Source organism: Devosia sp. Root105 (genome assembly GCF_001424865.1).
In the GTDB taxonomy this organism is placed as follows: domain Bacteria; phylum Pseudomonadota; class Alphaproteobacteria; order Rhizobiales; family Devosiaceae; genus Devosia_A.
The window spans coordinates 7501-26544 of record NZ_LMCR01000020.1; the positions used below are offsets into that span (position 1 = coordinate 7501).

A 19044-nucleotide genomic window follows, 5' to 3' on the forward strand; every position below is an offset into this window, starting at 1 on the left:
CAAGAGCGCTTCCGACTTCGTGCGCGCTACAGTGGAGAACCTGTTTGCCGAAGGCGGCGGCGAGGGCGAAGTCGCACTCGCCTACGCGCAGCCCGATACCGGCGTGCGCGACCTGGGCGTCGTGACCGATGGCGGGCTCTCGGGTATCGCCGAAAATGTGTCGATCCTGCCCAAGACCAAGCTGGCCGAAGACGCCGGGCTCGGTCGCTCCGAGCGCGTCATCACGATTCGCGAGACTGGTGCACTGAAAGAGCCGCTGCTCAAGAACGGCTTCGACAACCAGACCTACGACATGATCTCGGCGACGCTGAAGAATGTGCTGTCGTCGGCGAACGTGCCGAGTGGGGCGCGCCTGCGCATCCTGATGGGGCCGGCCCGCAATTCGCAGACCCTGATCCCGCACCGGCTCAGCATCTACTTCCCCGACCCCAAGACCGGTGAGATCAAGCATGCGGCGACCGCCGCACTGACCGACCGCGGCAGCTATGTGCTCGGACTCGAGCCGCCCAAGATCGAGTTCCCGGAAGAAGACACCGAGGAAATCAACGTCAACAACCTGCCCTCGGTCTACCGCTCGATCTGGGAGACGGCGCGCAAGCACGACATCGACGACGCCATCACCTCGCGTATCGTCGCCATGTTCGCCTACGATATCGACCTGACCAAGCGCATCAGCGCCGGCGACTCGATCGAAATTCTCGAGACCGAGAAGGATGCCACCGGCCACCAGGACCTGCTCTATGTGGCGCTGAAGCTCGGCACCACGACGCGCGAGCTGTTCCGCTTCCGCACCGACGACGGCACGGTGGATTTCTACGATCCGGATGGCGAGACCGGAAAGCGCTTCCTCACCCGCCGGCCGCTGCAGGGCGGCGGTCGCCTCGCCAGCCGCTTCGGCAATCGCGTGCATCCGATCTTCAAGTCCCGCCGCATGCATACCGGCGTCGACCTCGCGTCCAAGACCGGCACGCCGATCTACGCCTCGGGCGACGGTATGGTCGAGAAGGCAGGATGGGCCTCCGGCTATGGCAAGAAGGTCGAGATCAAGCATGTGAACGGCTTCGAGACCGGCTACGGCCACATGAGCCGCATCGCTGACGGAATGAAGCCGGGGGTGCGCGTCCGCCAGGGCCAGATCATCGGCTATGTCGGCTCCACCGGTAACTCCACCGGCCCGCACCTGCACTTCGAGATCAAGGTCAACGGCCGCTTCGTCGACCCCCTGAGCGTGAAGCTGCCGCGCGACAAGTCGCTCTCGGCGCAGTACGAGGGCAATTTCGAGCAGACCATCTCGCAGATCCGCGATCTGATGAAGCGCGACGCCGCCCCGATGACGGTTGCAGCGCTGAACTAGCAGCGCCTTCCCATATACAGGGACGTCATTCCCGCGCCCCGCGGGAATGTCCGCTTCTGAGCGGGCTCAGGCAGACGAAACGGCGCCCCGCCGTCGCGCCGGGAAGGCCCGGCAGTCGCGGCCCCTACGGGGCTTTCTTCCGCAGCTTGTTCTCCTGGGTGAACCAGGCGATCACCGCCGACAACAGCGCGAGGCCCGCATTGCTGTAGGCGATGGCGGCGAAGGCGGCGTTATTGGCGCCCTGCCGTGCCGTTTCCGCATCGGCGGCGAGCGGCGCATCGGGCTGCATGCCGAAGAACAGCGACAGCTCGGCAAAGCCGCCGAGCGAGCGCTCGAACACGAAGGCCGCGACACCGCCCATCAGCGCTACCGCGAGCAGGCCCGCAACGCGCGCCACCGCGTTGTTGACGCCCGAGGCGAGCCCGGTGTCGCGATCTTCGACCGAGGTCATCACCGCCGTCGAGAGCGGCGACACCACCGCGCTCATCCCCAGCCCCATCAGGATGGTGAGCGGCAAGACGCCAAGCCAGACATTCTGCAGCGGCGCCAGCAGACCGAGCAGTGCAAAGGCGATGGCGACGATCACGGCGCCCAGCGTGATCATCGGCCCGGGCCCGACCTTGTCGGAGAGCCGGCCGGCATAAGGCGACAGCACGGTGAGCGCGATGCCGAATGGCAGGAAAGCGATCGACACTTCTGCGGCGGTGACGCCCCAGCCGCCGATCAGCGTCATCGGCAGGAAGAAAGTCACCGCCGAGAGCGCGAAATAGAGCGCGAAGGTCAGCCCCTGCGCACCGGAGAAGGCGACGTTCTTGAAGTGGTAGAGCGGCAGCATCGGCGCCTTGCTGCGCGCTTCCCACCAGAGGAAGGCGATGAGCGCCACAAGGCCGATGCCGCAATAGGCCAGCACATGGCTCATGACCGGCGCATTGCCGCCGGTGCCGGTGAGCCCCAGCGCGATGAGCAGCAGCGCCACGGTGATCAACGCCCCGCCGACCAGGTCGAGCCGCCGGCCCGCCTCAGGCTGGTCGGCCGGCACCTTGAGGAACAGCAGCGCCAGCGCGATGCCGCCGAGCGGCAGGTTGATGGCGAACACCAGCCGCCAGCTCCAATCGCCCATGGTGGTGAGCACGAACCCGCCGATCACCGGCCCCAGAATCGTGGTGAGCGAGGAGAATGCCGACCACAGCCCGATGGCTTTGCCACGCTCCTCGCGCGGATAGGCCTTGGCGATGATGGCGAGACTGCCCGGCACCATCAGCGCCGCGCCCAGCCCCTGCACGGCGCGGGCAACGATCAGGAAAGTGGGGGTTGGCGCCACGGCGCAGACCAACGATGCGGCGACGAACAGCACGATGCCGAGCGCGAAGACATTCCGCAGCCCGAACCGATCCCCCGCCGCGCCGCCGATCAGCAGCAGCGAGGCGAGGAACAGCATGTAGGCGTTGGAGATCCACTGCGCGTCGGCGAGGCTGGCGCCGAGATCGGCCCGGATCGCCGGAGTGGCGATCGACAGCACCGAGCCGTCGATAAAGCCCATCGAGGAGGCAAGGATCGCCGCCACCAGCACATAGATGCGGTTCTCGGCCGGGCAGAAGCTGGCCGGCGCGGCACTCGATTTGACGTCGTTCATCCCCGGCTCCTCGAAGCGCTTCAGGCCCGGAGCCTACGCCTTCTCGATCCACACCGCGAGTTCGTTGCCGCCGGGTTCGCGGAAGTGAAAGCGCCGTCCACCGGGAAAATCGAACGCCGGTTTGGTGATCACCCCGCCGGCCTCCAGCACTTCGCGCGCAGCCAGTTCCAGGTCCTCGGTACGGATCACCGCCAAAGGCTTCTCGGTCCGCCCCTCGCCCGCATCGATGCCGGCATCGATGCCCGCATCATTGATCGCCTCGTAGGATGGACCGTAGCTGGTGAAGCTCCAGCCGAAGGCGTCGGCGAAAAAGCGGTGGCTCTGCTGCGTGCTGCTGGAGGGAAATTCGAGGTAGTCGATCTGGTAGCGCTGCTTCATCATCGTAACTCCAGTTGTTCCCTTTTTGTTCCTATCGCATCCCGGACCCATAGGCAATTATTCTGGAGCAGAACTTACTGCGGCCGCCGCGCGACCATCTCGAGCAGCACCGGATAGACCAGCTCCGTCCGGGCGCCTGGCATGCGTGGATCGACCAGGTCGTGCGGCAGAAGGTCGGAGCGCGGCAGCACCTCGAGATCCACCGCCCTGCCCTTGGCGCGCCACGCCGCCACCAGCTGGCGCGCCAGCGCATTGTTGACGGCGAAATCGGCGTCGTTCAGCAGCATGCCGAGCCCCGCGGCCTGCGGTGGCGCCTGCTGCGCGGCAGACTCCAGCACCTCGCCGAGCCGCATGAACTGCGCCAGCGCGTGGGTCGGGATGCGCGGATAGGAGTGCTCCATCCCCGGCGCCCCCTCCGGCTCGAGCGGATTCCATAAGAGCATCATATTGGGCATCCGGAGCAGCAGGTTGGCCGCGGCGCGGTTGGCCCAGGGCGGCACGAAATGCGGCCCGAGGAACGGCGAGACGGCGACGGTGTGCGCGACGTCGGCCCGGTACTGCGCCGCCCAGGCGGTCATCGCACCGCCGGCCGACATGCCGACCACAGTGACCTCGTCCCCCAGCCCGCGGGCCAGGTCGATCGCCGCATCGGTCCTCTCGACCATCTGCTCGGCGCTGAGCCCGGTGAGCGCCAGCGTCATCTGGTCGGCCTCGCCATGGCCGGGCCAGCGCGGCACGTAGACATTGTAGCCCGCCTCGAACAGCTGCCGCGCCAGGTCGTCCGCCTGCAGCGGACAATTGGTGAGGCCGTGCAGGTAGACCACGACCCTGGGCACGCGGGTGCCATGGGTGAACAGGCGTGAGCCGCACTCCGGATGGAGCGGCAGTTTCGCCTCCTCCGCCGCGATTGCCGCGAACGCTGTCGCCGCGGCCTCGTAGTCCGCAGCCGGATTGTTCATCGGGCGGTTCCCGCCGAGCGCCCCGGCATCGAGCGGCAGTTGCGTGAGCCAGGCGAAAGCGCCGCCGAGCAGCAGCACGATCGCCGTCAGTGTGATGGCTCCCGCTTTCAGCAGCCACGGCACCGGCTGCCACGCCGGCGCTGGCGGATAGACCTGGCCCAACAGCAGCGCTGCGATCACCCCGACTCCGGCCATGATCACCATCGCAACGAAGCCGGTGGTGAGGATGGTCAGCGCTGCGAGCTCGAGGATGCCGAAGCTGCGCACGCCGAGAGTCGCGACATCGACTGGCTCCCCCTGCCCGAACTCCGCGATCGCCAGCACTACCGGATAGGAACAGAGCCCGACCAGCGCCCCGGCGAACGCCGCCCGCACCAGCGACAACCGGCGCGGCCAGCCGATGAGCAGCCACCAGACGATTGCCGCCACGACGAAGCTACCGAGGAACGGCGCCACCCAGCTGGTATCGGCCTGCACCACGCCGGCGGGACCAGCGACAGCAAGCCCGGTCACCGGCGCGGCCGCGATCGCGCCAATCCCGAAGATCGCGCCGGCAACCGGCGTCCACCACCAGTTGCCGGCTCGGCTCATTTGCTCACTGCCGATTGGTCGGCGATACGGGCGAAGCGCTCGACCATCGCCGCCTTGAGGCTGGCGATCGCTTGATCGTCCCAGCCCGGCGGCTCGATCAGCGCCCGCCAGGCATCGATGTAATCGGCTGGCGCATAGTCGTGGCCATGCCCCGGCGGCGGCTCGAGCGCCAGCGCCATGTCCATGCCGAGCTGCAGGAATGTGACGACCGGATACCAGTTGAGGATCGGCGAAACGTCCGGCCCGCGTTCGCCCTTCAGCCAGTCCGGCTCGCGATGCAGCGACGTGTAGCTGAAGAACACGATCGGATCGCTGGCATGCTGCAGGAAGGCGATGCGCATCGGCCCCCACGGCACCCCGGGAACATCGAGACCGCCACCCTGGTTGGTGAAGCGGATGGTGGTCTGGTTGCCGAATTTCGGCAGCCACTCGGGCGTGCCCGCCTGCCGGTTGCTGGTGGCCCAGCGCCAGATGCCGCTGGTAAAGGGCGGGCCAACCCACAGCGCCCCCTGGAACGGATCCTGCAGCACATCGAAGAACTGCGCCGAGGCCTGCGAGGCGTGGGCGCCGAGGCTGAGGCCGTTGAGATAGAGTTTCGGTCGCTTGTCGTGCGGCAGCTTGGTCCAGTAGCCATAGACCACGTTGAAAAGCGCCTGCGCTGCCTCGGTGCCGTATTCCGGCTCGACCACCAGCGACAGCGGGCTGAGAAGGTACGAGTATTGCAGCGACACCGAAGCGATGTCGCCCGCTATCAGGTATTCGAGCGTATCCATGCCGGCCGGATCGACCCAGCCGGTGCCAACCGGCGTCACGATCAGCAGCACCGAGCGATCGAAGGCGCCGATCCGCAGCATCTCGTCCAGCGCCAGCTGCGCCCGCGCCTCGGTAGTCTCAGCCGAACGGAGCCCGACCGAAACCCGCAATGGCTCGAGCGCCGGGCGGCCAATCACCGCTTCGATCTCGGTCTTGCTCGGGCCGGAATCGGCGTAGATGCGCCCGTCGCGCCCGATCGTGCTCCAGTCGATCAGCGATTGGGCACTGCCCGATCTCAGCGGATCGGTCGGCGCCGTACCGAACTGGCCCGCAACGCCATCGAGCTGGAGAAAGAACGCATCGGCGGCGCGCAGCGCTGCGCGCATCAGCACACCGTTGAACAGCGTCGTCGCGATAACGCCGACCACCACGAGGCTCCCCACCAGCGCAACGCGCTGCGGCACGTAGCGCACCAGCCAGCGCGAGAAGAAGCCGACCCCGTATGCAAGGAGCTTGCCGGTGTAGATGAGGATGGCCGCCGGCAGCAGGGCGATCAACAGGACTGAGATCGGCAGGCCCGCTTCGACCGGCTGCATGCCCATGATCTCGCGCACCGAATTCTGCCAGCCGGTGGTCTGGTAGAGACACGCCGCCATCAGCACGAGGCAGCCCAGCGTCACGGCGATCTTCAGCCAGTGGGTGTATTTCGAACCCGGCAGCCTGAGGCCCATATAGCTCCACAGCCACTCGAGCGCGACGCCGATACCGTAACCGATGCCGAAGGCGCAGCCCGACAGCAACCCCTGGATCAGCGCTTCACGCGGCAGCAGCGACGGCGTCAGCGCCAGCGAGAACAGGATCGAGCCGACCACCAGCCCCATCTCGGAGAAGCCATCGAGCAGCCGCTTCAAGGACGCCGGTACCTGCACATCACGCCTCCTGCCGCCGCCCGGTCGCCCGGGTCATGGCCCTCGCTGAACTTGCCGCTGCGCTACCGCCAACCGATCAACATTGGGCCCGCAATTTAGTACGATTGCCGGTGACTGCTCAGAGCACCGGCCCAAGCATCGCCACGGTATTGTTCCAGATTCGCCGTGTGCCGCCCCATGCTTCCACTTCCGCGGCATGCACCAGCACGGACGCCTCGATATAGCTCTGCTGGCGTTGCCGCAGCGCCGCGGTGAGCGCTGTGTCGGCGATCAGCATGTTGTTCTCGAAGTTCAACTCGAAACTGCGCCGGTCCATGTTGGCCGAGCCAATCAGCGCCAGCTCGCCATCGACCGTGATGGTCTTGGAATGTAACAGCCCGCCTCGGTATTCGCGGATGATCACGCCGGCCTCGAGCAGCTCGGCGTAATAGCTGTGGCTGGCGGCTGCCACGACCCAGGAATCGTTGCGCTCGGGCACGATGAAGGTGGTCTCGACGCCGCGATAGGCGCTGGCGCAGAGCGCCGCCTGGATGGTTTCGTCGGGCACATAGTAAGGCGTGGTGATCACCAGCTCGCGCCGCGCCGCATTCATCACCGAAACGAAGATTTCCGGCATCGCCGAGGGGCGGACGGTGGCGCCGGTGCCGATCACCTGGGCAACGAAGCCGGGCTCGGCAGGCGGCAGCGGGCGCTGCAGCAACTGGGTCAGGTCGTCCTCGCCATGCCCCATCCAGTCCGACGCGAACAAATGCTGGTTCTGCCGGGCAATCGGTCCTTCGAGCCGCACCATCACATCGACCCATGGCGCGAACTTCGCCTTGGGGGCGAAGGCGGCATCGGCGCAGTTCTGGCTGCCGCAATAGGTGACGGCATTGTCGACGACGACTATCTTCCTGTGGTTGCGCATATCGAGCCGCCCCCAGATCGCGCCGATCAGCGGGTTGCCGATCGGCATGGCGCGGGCAAGCTGTACGCCGGCCGCCTGCATGGCGCGCCAGTGCTCGGAGCGGATCATCGTGCGCGAGCCGACATCGTCGGCCATCGCCCGGCAGGCGACGCCGCGCAGCACCGCCCGCTGCAGCGCTGCGACGATCTTGAGCCCATTGGTGTCGGGCAGCCAGATATAGAACAACAGGTGCACGTGGTCGGTGGCGGTGTCGATATCGGCGACCATCGCCTCGATCGCCGCGTCCGAACTCTCGAGCAGTTGCGCCCTGTTGCCGGCAACCGGCGGATAGCCACTGACCGAAGTGCCGGCGCGAAACAGCGGCAGTGTCCCCTCCGGCAGTTGCGCCTCGACACCGGGCGTGCCGAACGGTGGTGGCAGGGTCTCGAAGGCCTTACGAAGCCGTGCGGTGCGGGTGCGTCCGATATTGGTTTCGCCCACCAGCACATAAGCGATCATCCCGACCAATGGCGCGATGACGATGATCATCACCCAGGCGAGACGCGACACCGGTTCGCGATAGGGCCTGAGCAAGGCGCGGCCGACGAAGAACAGCTGCAGGCCGATTTCCAGCGCCAGCAGCAGCAACGCAACCGTCGATCCCTCCATGCGCCTGCCCCTTGCTCACCACCTCACGGAGACAATGGAATGATCAAGCTCAGAAAGTCGACAGGTGAGCTGCCGCAGTCGACTAAAATCGTCGTCAATCGGCATTAGGCAAGTTTAGACGGCCCCGCTGATACTGTGCTTTTGTAGTTCGGCCAGCCAATGAGGGGTCGCAGCAAGCAATGAGCGAGCAACATCGCCGTACGCCTCCGCCGCGCCATGGCGGCTGGGACGTCATCGCCGGCCTCGCCTTCGCCATCGTCGCGCTGCTGTCGGTGCCGCTTTCCGGCGTCGCCATCAACGAGCTCGTGGCCAGCCCGCAAGGCAGCGTCAGCTGGCTGACCCTGTTCGTCGGCGTCGGGCTGACCGGCGCAGTGTTCTGGTGGCTGCTGCTGATCCGGCCGCGCCGCTACACCCTGTTGCGTGGCGCCATCGCCGGCGTGCTGGTGGCGTTCTTTTCCTATCCGGTGGTGCTGACACTGGCCGATCTGCTGCGCCGCGGCAGCCTCGATCCCGAGACCTATGCCAGTCGCGGCAACAACCTGCTGCTGCGCACCATCATCACCCAGCTGACCACCGGCTTTGCCTCGACGCTGGTGCTCGCCTTCGTCGGCATCGTGCTGGTGCTGGCATTGCACCGCCGGCATCCGGAGACGATTCCGCAGCGCGACCGGCGTGGCTTCTGGCGCAGCGTGCCCAAGCTGGCGGCAGGCCTCGCGTTGTTCCTGGTGGTTGCACTGGTCGGCGCCTTCGCGGTGCTGACACTGCTGCCACTCGATACCGAGAGCCTCAGGGCCAACGCCGCGGCGAGCACCCCGGCCACCAGCTACGACGAAGCGGTGGCGAAAGTCGAAGCGGTGCGGGCCGAGGAAAAACAGCTGCCGCTCAATCCGCGCTGCCTTTCGAACCTCCTGACGCACGGCCGCAAGGTCGAGCGTGTCGTAGTGTTCTTCCACGGCCTGACCAACTGCCCGGCGCAGGCCGAGCAGCTCGGCACCAAGCTCTTCGCGCTCGGCTACAATGTCTACCTGCCGCGCATCCCGCAGCATGGCGATGCCGACCAGATGAGCCTGGTGCTCGCCAATCTGACGGCTGAAGAGCTGGTCGCTGTCGGCAACCAAGCGACCGACATCGCCCGGGGCCTCGGCGACGAGGTAGTCGTCACTGGACTATCGGCCGGCGGCATCATTGCCGGCTGGATCGGACAGCATCGCGCCGATGCCGACCAGTCGATCGCCATCGCGCCGTTCCTCAGCCCCAACCTGGTGCCCGGCTGGGCCAACCACGCAGCAACCGCCCTGTTGCTCAACGCCCCCAACGCCATGGTGTGGTGGGACCCGGCGACCCGCGACAACCCACCGGGCATGACCTACGCCTATCCGCGCTACGCCACCCACGGCCTGGCGCAGGCGCTCCGCCTCAGCATCGCACTGATGGACACCGCCGCCGCGAAAGCCCCGCTGTCGCCGGGGCTGGGCATGCTGATCAACGAGGCCGATGACGCGGTGAGCAAGGCCAAGATCGAGGAGTTGGTGCTCCACTGGCAGGACCACGGCGCCAAGGTGAACGTCGTGCGGCTGCCGCTGGCGCTGGAGCTCGGCCACGACCTGATCGACCCGCACCAGCCCACCGGCGATCCGGATCTCGTCTACCAGGTGATGGTCGACATGATGAACGGGGTGACGCCCACGATTCCCGAGACTGTTCAGTAGAAAGAGCGTTGCACGATTGGGCTGCGCCGGCGATCGTGGGTGCCCCGACTCTTGCCCCAGCCACCGGCTGTCATCCCAGCGAAAGCTGGGACCCATTTCGCCACCCGCGCGACAGGGGAGTTGGGTCCCAGCTTTCGCTGGGATGACACCGTAGGCGGGGTGATTGCAGTGGGTCAGCAGGTTCAGGACCGAGCCCAACTACCGTGCCGGTGCGGTGGAAGTGCCAAAAGCCCACCACCCAATGAGAAAGGGCCGGTCACTGGACCGGCCCTCATGCGTTACGCCGCGGCGTCGATTCCCGGCGCTTCGGCGGCGCCGCTGCCGAGCCGCAGTCCGCGCTCGCCGGCATCGATCACCACGCTCTGCCCGTCGCTGACCCGGCCCGCGAGGATTTCCTCGGCCAACCGGTCCTGCACTTCGCGCTGGATCACCCGCTTCAGCGGGCGGGCGCCATAGGCGGGGTCATAGCCTTCATTGGCCAGCCACTCGCGGGCCGCCTCGGTGAGCTCGAGCGAGATGTCGCGCTCCTTGAGCAGCCCACGCAGGCGCCCGAGCTGGATGTCGACGATCGCCCCCATATGGTCGCGCTGCAGCCGGTGGAAGACGATGATGTCATCGATCCGGTTGAGGAACTCCGGCCGGAACGAGGCCTTCACCACATCGAGCACCTTGCCGCGCACCAGTTCGACCGATTCGCCGTCCTTGAGGTTGACCAGATACTCCGACCCCAGGTTGGAGGTCATGATGATCAGCGTGTTGCGGAAGTCGACCGTCCGCCCCTGCCCGTCCGTCAGCCGCCCGTCGTCGAGCACCTGGAGCAGGATGTTGAAGACATCAGGATGCGCCTTCTCGATCTCGTCGAACAACACCACCTGGTATGGCCGGCGGCGCACCGCCTCGGTCAGCACTCCGCCTTCATCGTAACCGACATAGCCCGGAGGGGCGCCGATCAGCCGGGCAACCGAGTGCTTTTCCATGAACTCGCTCATGTCGAGCCGCACCAGCGCATGTTCGTCGTCGAACAGGAACTGCGCGAGGCTCTTGGTGAGCTCGGTCTTGCCGACGCCGGTTGGCCCGAGGAACATGAACGAGCCGATCGGCCGGTTCGGATCCTGCAGGCCCGCCCGGGCGCGCCGCACGGCCTTCGCCACGGCTTCGACGGCCTCGGCCTGGCCGATGACCCGCTTGCCGAGTTCCTTCTCCATGCCGAGCAGCTTTTCGCGCTCGCCTTCGAGCATGCGGTCCACCGGGATGCCGGTCCAGCGGCTGACGACGCCGGCGATGTGGCTGGGCATCACCACTTCCTCGACCATCGGGTTATCGGGCTTGCCGTCGCCATTCGGATCGTCGGCCGACTTGATGCGCTTTTCGAGATCGGGAATGACGCCATAGGCCAGCTCGCCCGCTTTCGCGAGGTTGCCGGTGCGCTGCGCCAGCTCGAGATCGGTGCGCGCCTTGTCGAGCTCTTCCTTGAGCTTCTGCGAGCCCTGCATGCGCTCCTTCTCGGCCTGCCAGCGCGCCGTCAACGCATTGGCTTGCTCCTCGAGGTCGGCGAGCTCCTGCTCGAGGCGCCCAAGCCGGGTCTTCGAGCCCTCGTCGGTCTCCTTCTTCAGCGCCTCGCGCTCGATCTTCAGCTGCATGATGCGGCGATCAAGTTCGTCGAGCTCTTCGGGCTTCGACTCGGCCGCCATACGCAGCCGCGCCGCTGCCTCGTCGATCAGGTCTATCGCCTTGTCCGGCAGGAACCGATCGGCAATGTAGCGCTTCGACAGGGTCGAGGCGGCAACGATGGCCGAATCCGAGATCCGGATGCCGTGATGCAGCTCGTACTTTTCCTTGAGGCCGCGGAGGATCGAGATCGTATCCTCGACCGTCGGCTCATCGACGAATACCGGCTGGAAACGACGGGCCAAAGCCGCGTCCTTCTCGACATGCTTGCGATACTCGTCGAGCGTCGTCGCGCCGACACAGTGGAGTTCACCGCGGGCGAGCGCCGGCTTCAACAGGTTCGATGCATCCATCGCCCCATCGGTCTTGCCGGCGCCGACCAGCGTATGCATCTCGTCGATGAACAGGATGATCTGCCCGTCGGCCGACGAGATCTCGTTGAGCACGGCCTTCAGCCGCTCCTCGAACTCGCCGCGATATTTCGCGCCAGCGATCAACGCGCCCATGTCGAGCGACAGCAGCGCCTTGTTCTTCAGCGATTCCGGCACGTCGCCATTGACGATGCGGATGGCGAGGCCTTCGACGATGGCGGTCTTGCCGACGCCGGGCTCGCCGATCAGCACCGGGTTGTTCTTGGTGCGGCGGGACAGCACCTGCACAGTGCGGCGTATCTCCTCGTCGCGGCCGATCACCGGATCGATCTTGCCCTCGCGGGCCGCCTCGGTGAGGTCGCGGGCATATTTCTTCAGCGCATCATAGCTGTTCTCGGCCGAAGCGGAATCGGCGGTGCGCCCCTTGCGTATCTCGTTGATCGCCTCGTTCAGCCCCTGCGGCGTGACGCCGGCCGAAGCGAGGATCTTGCCAGCATCGGTATCCTTCTCGACCGTCAAGGCGAGCAGCAGCCGTTCGACCGTGACGAAGGAATCGCCAGCCTTCTGCGCCGCACTCTCGGCGGTCTCGAAGACGCGCGCCAGCTCACGGCTCAGATAGAGCTGGCCGGCATCGCCGGACACCTTCGGGATTTTCTTGAGGGCAGCCTCGGTTTCGGCCCGCGCGATCCGGGCGTCGCCGCCGGCCTTGCTAATCAGCCCCGCGGCCATCCCCTCGTCGTCGTCAAGCAGCACCTTCAGCAGGTGGAGCGGCGCGAATTGCTGGTGACCTTGGCCAAGCGCCAGCTGCTGCGCATTCTGGATGAAGCCGCGCGCGCGCTCGGTGTGTTTCTCGATATTCATTCAACTCTCCTCGTCTGGCACGTCGGATCGCCCTGAATGAGGCACGTATCCAACGCCTGAAGCGTTGATTTGGCTCAAACGAAACCGTTGGAGGATCGATCAAACCAGATCAAGACCCGAGGCCCGCTCAGCGGCGCTCCCTGGTCTCGACGCTGATATGGGGAGCCTTTCGATTGAGAAAAGAGCCAACCCACGTTGCTGCAGCAAATGTCGCTGCTAGACTGCTCGAAAGCTTCGAGGAGGCCACGCCCATGTCAGCCGTCGCAACCCTGCAGAGCTATGTCGAACGGCATTTCGTCGAGCTGGCGGAACTCGCTGACCGCGCCGGTGCCGACATGGCCACCGTTGCAGGCCTTGTCGCCGCCGGCGCCGCACCAGAGCCGAGCTACCGGATCTGGCCCAACGGCGCCTTCTCGAGCCCGATCGGCGGGACCCATGGCGGCGAGCCCCAGGGCCTCCCGACCGACTGGTATGCCCCCGCCGCCGTCTGGTGGATCCGCCGGGCCCTCGGCATGAGCTTGGCGCCAGCCGAGATCGCCCAGCGCTTTGCCGCCGATTTCGTTGTAGAGTTCGTCACCCAGCTCAGCGCCCTGTCCGATGGGCAGCTGGCTTACCCCGATGTCTATGTCGGTGGTGTGCTGTCCCCGGACGCTGCAGCAGCGCTGGCCGCGGCCGAATGGGCCGACTGGATCAATGGCGGCTACGGCGTGTGCCTCCGGCACTGGAGCGCTGCCGATGCGATCGCCAAGATGCTGCAGCGCGGCCGCATCATCGCCCTGACCAATGGCGCAACCCGCGAAACGCTTAGCCCATCCGACCGGCTGGCATTGCTTGAGGCGCTGGAGCGGCTCGAAGCCGTGATACTGCCGTTTGCGCCGCACCAGCGCCCGACTGGCACGCCCGGCTTGTGGATCGACCGCATCCTCAAGCGCTACGGCCTTGGCCGTCCGACCGGCGACGCCACGGCAGAGCCGGCGACGTTGCGGCTCTGTGCCTGACGAAAAAGGCCGGGATCGCTCCCGGCCTTATGTCTTTCCAAGGCGTTTTCGGCCTATTCGGCCGGTGTATTTCCGGCCGTGAGGAAGGCCGGCAGCTCGCCGACGTCAGGCTGCGGGGCGCCGGCGGGATCGGCCCCGCCTTCACCGCCCTGCCCGCGCGACCGGCGACGTGGCCGGCGATCGCGGCGGCGCGGCTCGCCGTCGGCCGGCGGCGCCTCGCCTTCGGCGGCGGCCTGCGGCGCGGCGGCGACAGCGGTCTCGACCGCGGCCATCACCACCGGCTCGCTGCCGGGGATCGGCTGCTGCTGCGGTTGCTGCTGGTCGTGCTGCTGCTGCGGCTGCTGGTTGAACTGGCGCGGCTCGGGCGACGCGAACCGATCGTTGATCGGCGCGAAATCGTCGTCGTAATCGTCCTCGTCCGCCTGCTGACCGAACTGGTCGCGCTGCTGGTTCTGTGGCTGCGCGGCCGACAGGATGCGGAAATAGTGCTCTGCGTGCTGCAGATAGTTTTCAGCCATGACGCTGTCGCCGGAGGACTGAGCGTCGCGGGCGAGCTGCAGGTATTTCTCGGCGATGTGCGAGGCGTTGCCGCGCACCTTCACGTCCGGGCCGTTGCTCTCGTAGTTACGGCTCAACGGGTTGCCGTGTTTACGGCCACCATTGTTGTTCCGACCACGGGAGCGGTTCTTGTTGTTCTGTTGGTTGTTAGGTCTCATCGTCTCTTTTCAAGCCTTGGAAAAGAATACTGAAGGCAACATGGGGACATCGGCACCGGGGGCCGCAGGCGCAATATCCAGCGCGGGCGGTCTCGTTCCAGCAGTACCTGAGCTATCGCGTGTTGAACCACTTTTTGCTCATCAAGGCGTCTCGGTTCCTCGTCCGAGAATCGAACACTGCCAAATGCAGCTTCGCCGATGAGCGGGTGGCCGTCACCTTGGCGCGATCTCGACCGCACCGTTGACAGCACCCGGAACCTATCTGGTTCGCCCTGCCTTTCCAAGCACAAAATATGGGCGGCCCTAACGGATACTCAAGAGGCAGCGTTGAGACGGGCCACCAGCATGCGATCGAGCCCCGCCAGATCAGGCGCCACTTCGACCTCGGCAAAGCCGGCGCCAACGAAGATATCGCTGACCGTGTGGCCCTGGCCGGAGCCGATCTCGAGCAGCAGCACACCCTCGGCCGCAAGGAACAATCCGGCCTCGGCGGCGATCGCCCGATAGGCCGCGAGCCCATCCGGCCCGCCATCGAGCGCCAGCCGCGGATCGTGCTCGCGTACCTCGGGCATCAACCCGGCAATGACCCCGCTCTCGATATAGGGCGGGTTCGAAGTGATGAGGTCGAAGCGTTCGCCCGGCTCGAGCGGATCGAACCACGAGCCTTTGAGCGCGGTGAAGCGGCTGCCCACGCCATGCCGGTTGGCATTGAAGCGCGCCATCTCCAGCGCCTCGGCCGAGAGATCGACGGCCACCGCGGTGACATCGGAATACTCGGTCAGCAGCGAAATCGGGATGCAGCCGGTGCCGGTGCCCAGATCAAGGATGCGCGGCCTGTCGAGCGCCCCGATCACCTCGAGCCCGCGCTCGACCAGGAGCTCCGTCTCCGGCCGCGGCACCAGGGTCGCCGCGTTGAGCTTGAAGCTCAGCCCCCAGAACTCCTTCTCGCCGAGAATGCGGACCACCGGCTCGCCCTTGAGGCGGCGGGCGGCGAATGCCTCGAGCGTCTTCAGCTGCTTTGCCGGGACCTCCTCGCGCTCGCGATTGACCAGTTCCAGCCGGTCCATCTCGAAGGCTGCTTCGGCGAACAGCCGCGCATCCAGTTCCGCCGTGTCGATGCCGGCTTTCCGGAACAGGTCGCGTATCCCCCGCCATGCTGCGCCCACGCTGAGTGTCAGGAAATCCCCTCCATGGCGGCGAGCTGCGCCGCCTGGTTTTCGGTGATCAGCGCCGAGATCAGCTCCTCGAGCGCATCGCCGGCAATCACCTTGTCGAGTTTGTAGAGCGTCAGGTTGATCCGGTGATCGGTGACCCGTCCCTGCGGGAAATTATAGGTCCGGATGCGTTCCGACCGATCGCCCGAACCGACCTGCTCCTTGCGCGCTTCCGACCGCGCCGTGTCACGGGCGTTGCGCTGCTCTTCATAGAGCCGCGCCTGCAACACCTTCATGGCGGTGGCGCGGTTTTGATGTTGGCTCTTCTGGCTGGCGGTGACCACGATGCCCGACGGCAGGTGGGTGATGCGCACCGCCGAGTCGGTGGTGTTGACGTGCTGGCCGCCGGCGCCGGACGAGCGCATGGTGTCGATGCGGATATCCTCGGCTTTGATGTCGATGTCGATCTCTTCGACTTCCGGCAGCACCGCGACAGTCGCAGCGGACGTGTGGATGCGCCCCTGCGTTTCCGTCGCCGGCACGCGCTGCACCCGGTGCACGCCGCTCTCGTATTTCAGCTTGGCGTAGACGCCCTTGCCGGTGATGTTGGCGACCACTTCCTTGTAGCCGCCGACTTCGCCCGGGCTTTCTTCCAGGAGGCTGAACTTCCAGCCCTGGAGGTCCGCGTAGCGCTGGTACATCCGCAACAGGTCGCCGGCGAACAGCGCCGCTTCATCGCCGCCGGTACCGCCGCGCACTTCGAGGATGACACTTCTCTCGTCGGCGGCATCCTTGGGCAGCAAGAGGATGCGGATCTCGGCCACCGCCTGCTCGATCCTGGGCTTCAGCTCGCCGATCTCGGCGGCCGCCATCTCGGCCATTTCCTTGTCACCCGACCCGGCCAGCTCCTCCGCCGATTCGAGATCGGCGAGCAGCTTCTGGTAGGCCTGGATCGGCCGCACCACCGGCTCGAGCTCGGCATATTCCTTGCTCAGTTTGACGAACTGCTCGGCTGACGGTCCCGACGACAAAGCCGCCTCGATCGAATCAAAGCGCTTGGTCAGCGCGTCGAGCTTGTCCTGCGGAAGCGTAGCCATGAAAACCTAGATCACCAGCCCCTGCCGGCCGGCCCAGTCGAGCAGCAGCTCGCGGATACTGGGGCCATGCGCGCCTTCGAGCAGGGCGGCAGAGATGGAATTGCGAATGGGCGTGAGTTCGGTGCCAAGGATCATCTCCTTGATCGGACCGATGGAAGGCGGGCTCATCGAGAGCTTGGTCATGCCGATCGAGAGCAGCGCCAGCGCTTCGACGGTGCGGCCGGCAAGTTCGCCGCACATGGTCAGCGGCACGTTGTAGCGCCGCGCCATGTCGACGATGTGCTTGAGCGCCCTGAGCCGCGGCAGCGCGATCGGATCGTACGACTTGGCGACGCGCTTGTTGCCGCGGTCGGCGGCGGTGAGGAACATCACCAGGTCGTTGGAACCGATCGAGACGAAATCCGCCTCGGGCAGCACCTGGTCGAGCTCCCAGAGCAACGACGGCACCTCGATCATCGCGCCGAGCTCCAGCTTGCTCGGCACCGTCTGGCCGGCATGCTTCATGCGCTCGAGTTCCTTGTTGACCACCAGCCGGGTCTGCCGGAACTCCCAGGCATCGGTGACCATGGGCACGAGGATCTTCATCGGCCCGCCATTGGCGGCCTGCAGCAGGGCGCGGATCTGGATGCGCAGCAGCCCTTGCCGGTCGAGCGCCAGGCGCAGCGAGCGGAACCCCATGGCCGGGTTCTCCTCGGCCTCGTAGCGCAGGTACGGGATCACCTTGTCGCCGCCAATATCGAGCAGGCGGAAGACGATGGGCTTGCCCTCGGTGAGCCGGATCGCCTCGGCATAGAGTTCGACCTGCTCCCTCAACCGGGGGAGCCGCGAGGCGATCATGAACTGGAGTTCGGTGCGGAACAGCCCGACCCCCGAGGCACCGGTATCCTGCAGCATCGGCAGGTCGGCGACGATGCCCGAGTTGTGCAGCAGCGTGATCTCGTGGCCATCCCTGGTGATGGCCGGCTTGTCCTTGAGTTCGAGGTAATGCGCCCGGCGCTTGGCCCCCAGCCGCACCTTGTCGACATAGACCTGGATCATGTCCGGGGTCGGCCGCAGGTACACCGTGCCCTGCTGCCCATCGACGATGATGTCGTCACCCGTCTCCGACATCGAGACGATGTTCTCAGCCTGTCCGACCGCCACGAGGCCCAGCGACTTGGCGACGATCGCCACATGCGAGATGGCGGCGCCCTCCTCCAGCACCACCGCCCTGAGCCGGGTCCGGTCATACTCGAGCAGATCCGCCGGCCCCATGTTGCGGGCGACGAGGATGGCGTTCTCGGGCAGGTCCTTCTTGCCGGTGGCGCCGTCGCCGGTGAGCACGCGCAGCAGCCGGTTGGCAAGATCGTCGAGGTCGTGCAGCCGATCCTTGATGTAAGGGTCGGTCGACCGCATCATCCGGGCGCGGGTATCGTTCTGCACCCGCTCCACCGCCGCCTCGGCGGTGAGGCCGTTATTGATCGCCTCGGTCAGCCGGTCGACCCAGCCGCGATCGTTGGCGAACATCCGGTAGCTCTCGAGGATCTCGCGGTGATCCGAGAACGACTGCATGTCGCCATGGCTGAGCATCTGGTCGATCGAGACCCGCATCCGGTCGAGCGCAGCCGACAGGCGCTTCAGCTCGACCTCGGTATCCTCGGCGACGAAATTGGTGACGACGACACGCGGGTCGTGCAGCACGACCTTGCCTAGCGCCACCCCGTCGGTGAAGCCGTTGCCGGCGAACTGCCGCGGCCGCCTGAGGTCGATATCCTGGCCCGGCTTGATCAGCGCGTCGAAATCGGCGGTCGACATCATCTCGGCGAGCAAGGTCGCCGTGGTCAGCATCGCCTCGATCTCGTCTTCGCCATAGGCATGCGAATCGCGGTTCTGCACCACCAGTACGCCCAGCGTCTGGCCGGCGCGCAGCACCGGCACGCCGAGAAAGGCCTGGAACGGATCTTCGCCGGTTTCCGGGCGGTAGGCGAAGGCCGGGTGCGCCGGAGCGTTGTCGAGGCTGAGCGGCTCGGCCTGCGCCGCGATCAGGCCGACGAGGCCCTCGCCCAGCCGCAGCGTCGTCATGTGCACGGCGGTGGCGGCGAGGCCGCGGGTGGCGAACAGCTCCAGCGCGCCGTCGTCACGCAGCACGTAGAACGAACAGACGTCCGCGTGCATGTTGTCGGCGATGAGACTGACGATCTTGTCGAGCCGAGCCTGCGAAGCCAGCGGCTCCGCCATGGTTTCGCGCAACTGCTTCAGGAGCACGCGCGGCCCGCTGATCGCTATGGCCATAGTTCCCGCCCGGCGGCCCGGCGCCGCCCTATCGCCAGCGGCGCCGT

General features: G+C 66.3%; 13 protein-coding genes (1 of these 13 only partly in view). 3 read left to right on the plus strand and 10 right to left on the minus strand.

What is annotated here, in order from left to right:
• A protein-coding gene (locus ASC68_RS25500; protein WP_055886244.1) for a M23 family metallopeptidase crosses the window boundary here: on the plus strand, positions 1–1354 show its 3' portion. The gene continues 611 nt to the left of window position 1, outside the view; 1354 of the gene's 1965 nt are visible here — the last part of the coding sequence; its start codon lies off the left edge, out of view; its stop codon occupies positions 1352–1354.
• Positions 1355–1478: 124 nt separating this feature from the next.
• Here ASC68_RS25500 and ASC68_RS25505 read toward each other — a convergent pair whose 3' ends face one another.
• From ASC68_RS25505 to ASC68_RS25525, 5 genes are all read right to left on the minus strand, one after another.
• Positions 1479–2987: an MFS transporter gene (locus tag ASC68_RS25505; protein ID WP_055886249.1), complete on the minus strand. Its 1509-nt coding sequence runs from the start codon at positions 2985–2987 to the stop codon at positions 1479–1481.
• A 33-nt stretch (positions 2988–3020) separates the two neighbouring features.
• Entirely contained in the window at positions 3021–3368 is a 348-nt protein-coding gene (locus tag ASC68_RS25510) for a VOC family protein (RefSeq protein ID WP_320410490.1), read from the minus strand.
• Between the two features lie 71 nt (positions 3369–3439).
• Positions 3440–4915: an alpha/beta fold hydrolase gene (locus tag ASC68_RS25515; RefSeq protein ID WP_055886254.1), complete on the minus strand. Its 1476-nt coding sequence runs from the start codon at positions 4913–4915 to the stop codon at positions 3440–3442.
• Positions 4912–6597 carry an alpha/beta-hydrolase family protein gene (locus ASC68_RS25520; RefSeq protein ID WP_248310604.1) on the minus strand — a complete coding sequence of 562 codons (1686 nt, stop codon included), beginning with the start codon at positions 6595–6597 and terminating at the stop codon, positions 4912–4914. Before ASC68_RS25520 ends, ASC68_RS25515 begins: the two co-directional genes overlap by 4 nt.
• Positions 6598–6715: 118 nt before the next feature.
• Positions 6716–8152, minus strand: coding sequence for a phospholipase D-like domain-containing protein (locus ASC68_RS25525; RefSeq protein ID WP_055886258.1), 1437 nt, complete (start codon positions 8150–8152; stop codon positions 6716–6718).
• Between the two features lie 179 nt (positions 8153–8331).
• On the opposite strand from ASC68_RS25525, the gene ASC68_RS25530 reads away from it, so the two are divergent.
• Complete coding sequence (locus ASC68_RS25530) at positions 8332–9861, plus strand: alpha/beta hydrolase (protein ID WP_055886263.1); 1530 nt, start codon at positions 8332–8334, stop codon at positions 9859–9861.
• A 278-nt stretch (positions 9862–10139) separates the two neighbouring features.
• On the opposite strand, the gene clpB is transcribed toward ASC68_RS25530, so the two are convergent.
• Positions 10140–12761, minus strand: a complete 2622-nt coding sequence (gene clpB, locus ASC68_RS25535) for an ATP-dependent chaperone ClpB (protein WP_055886267.1) — start codon at positions 12759–12761, stop codon at positions 10140–10142.
• Positions 12762–13012: 251 nt separating this feature from the next.
• Between clpB and ASC68_RS25540 the strand changes: the two genes are divergently transcribed.
• The gene (locus ASC68_RS25540; protein WP_055886270.1) at positions 13013–13759 is read left to right on the plus strand and encodes a DUF6058 family natural product biosynthesis protein; all 747 of its coding nucleotides are present in this window, start codon (positions 13013–13015) and stop codon (positions 13757–13759) included.
• Positions 13760–13812: 53 nt separating this feature from the next.
• On the opposite strand, the gene ASC68_RS25545 is transcribed toward ASC68_RS25540, so the two are convergent.
• The 4 genes from ASC68_RS25545 to ptsP form a co-directional block, all read right to left on the minus strand.
• The gene (locus ASC68_RS25545; RefSeq protein ID WP_082528487.1) at positions 13813–14475 is read right to left on the minus strand and encodes a DUF4167 domain-containing protein; all 663 of its coding nucleotides are present in this window, start codon (positions 14473–14475) and stop codon (positions 13813–13815) included.
• A gap of 314 nt (positions 14476–14789) precedes the next feature.
• Positions 14790–15641, minus strand: a complete 852-nt coding sequence (prmC, locus tag ASC68_RS25550; RefSeq protein WP_055886277.1) for a peptide chain release factor N(5)-glutamine methyltransferase — start codon at positions 15639–15641, stop codon at positions 14790–14792.
• A gap of 8 nt (positions 15642–15649) precedes the next feature.
• The gene (prfA, locus tag ASC68_RS25555; RefSeq protein ID WP_055886280.1) at positions 15650–16726 is read right to left on the minus strand and encodes a peptide chain release factor 1; all 1077 of its coding nucleotides are present in this window, start codon (positions 16724–16726) and stop codon (positions 15650–15652) included.
• A gap of 6 nt (positions 16727–16732) precedes the next feature.
• Entirely contained in the window at positions 16733–18997 is a 2265-nt protein-coding gene (gene ptsP, locus ASC68_RS25560; protein ID WP_055886283.1) for a phosphoenolpyruvate--protein phosphotransferase, read from the minus strand.
• Positions 18998–19044: the final 47 nt, after the last annotated feature.

What these genes read in the sequence shown, in the direction of transcription:
- ASC68_RS25505 (WP_055886249.1), bottom strand. Translation starts at nt 2,987, where the DNA reads ATGAACGACGTCAAATCGAGTGCCGCGCCGGCCAGCTTCTGCCCGGCC.
- ASC68_RS25510 (WP_320410490.1), bottom strand. Translation starts at nt 3,368, where the DNA reads ATGATGAAGCAGCGCTACCAGATCGACTACCTCGAATTTCCCTCCAGC.
- ASC68_RS25515 (WP_055886254.1), bottom strand. Translation starts at nt 4,915, where the DNA reads ATGAGCCGAGCCGGCAACTGGTGGTGGACGCCGGTTGCCGGCGCGATC.
- ASC68_RS25525 (WP_055886258.1), bottom strand. Translation starts at nt 8,152, where the DNA reads ATGGAGGGATCGACGGTTGCGTTGCTGCTGCTGGCGCTGGAAATCGGC.
- ASC68_RS25530 (WP_055886263.1), top strand. Translation starts at nt 8,332, where the DNA reads ATGAGCGAGCAACATCGCCGTACGCCTCCGCCGCGCCATGGCGGCTGG.
- clpB (WP_055886267.1), bottom strand. Translation starts at nt 12,761, where the DNA reads ATGAATATCGAGAAACACACCGAGCGCGCGCGCGGCTTCATCCAGAAT.
- ASC68_RS25540 (WP_055886270.1), top strand. Translation starts at nt 13,013, where the DNA reads ATGTCAGCCGTCGCAACCCTGCAGAGCTATGTCGAACGGCATTTCGTC.
- ASC68_RS25545 (WP_082528487.1), bottom strand. Translation starts at nt 14,475, where the DNA reads ATGAGACCTAACAACCAACAGAACAACAAGAACCGCTCCCGTGGTCGG.
- prfA (WP_055886280.1), bottom strand. Translation starts at nt 16,726, where the DNA reads ATGGCTACGCTTCCGCAGGACAAGCTCGACGCGCTGACCAAGCGCTTT.
- ptsP (WP_055886283.1), bottom strand. Translation starts at nt 18,997, where the DNA reads ATGGCCATAGCGATCAGCGGGCCGCGCGTGCTCCTGAAGCAGTTGCGC.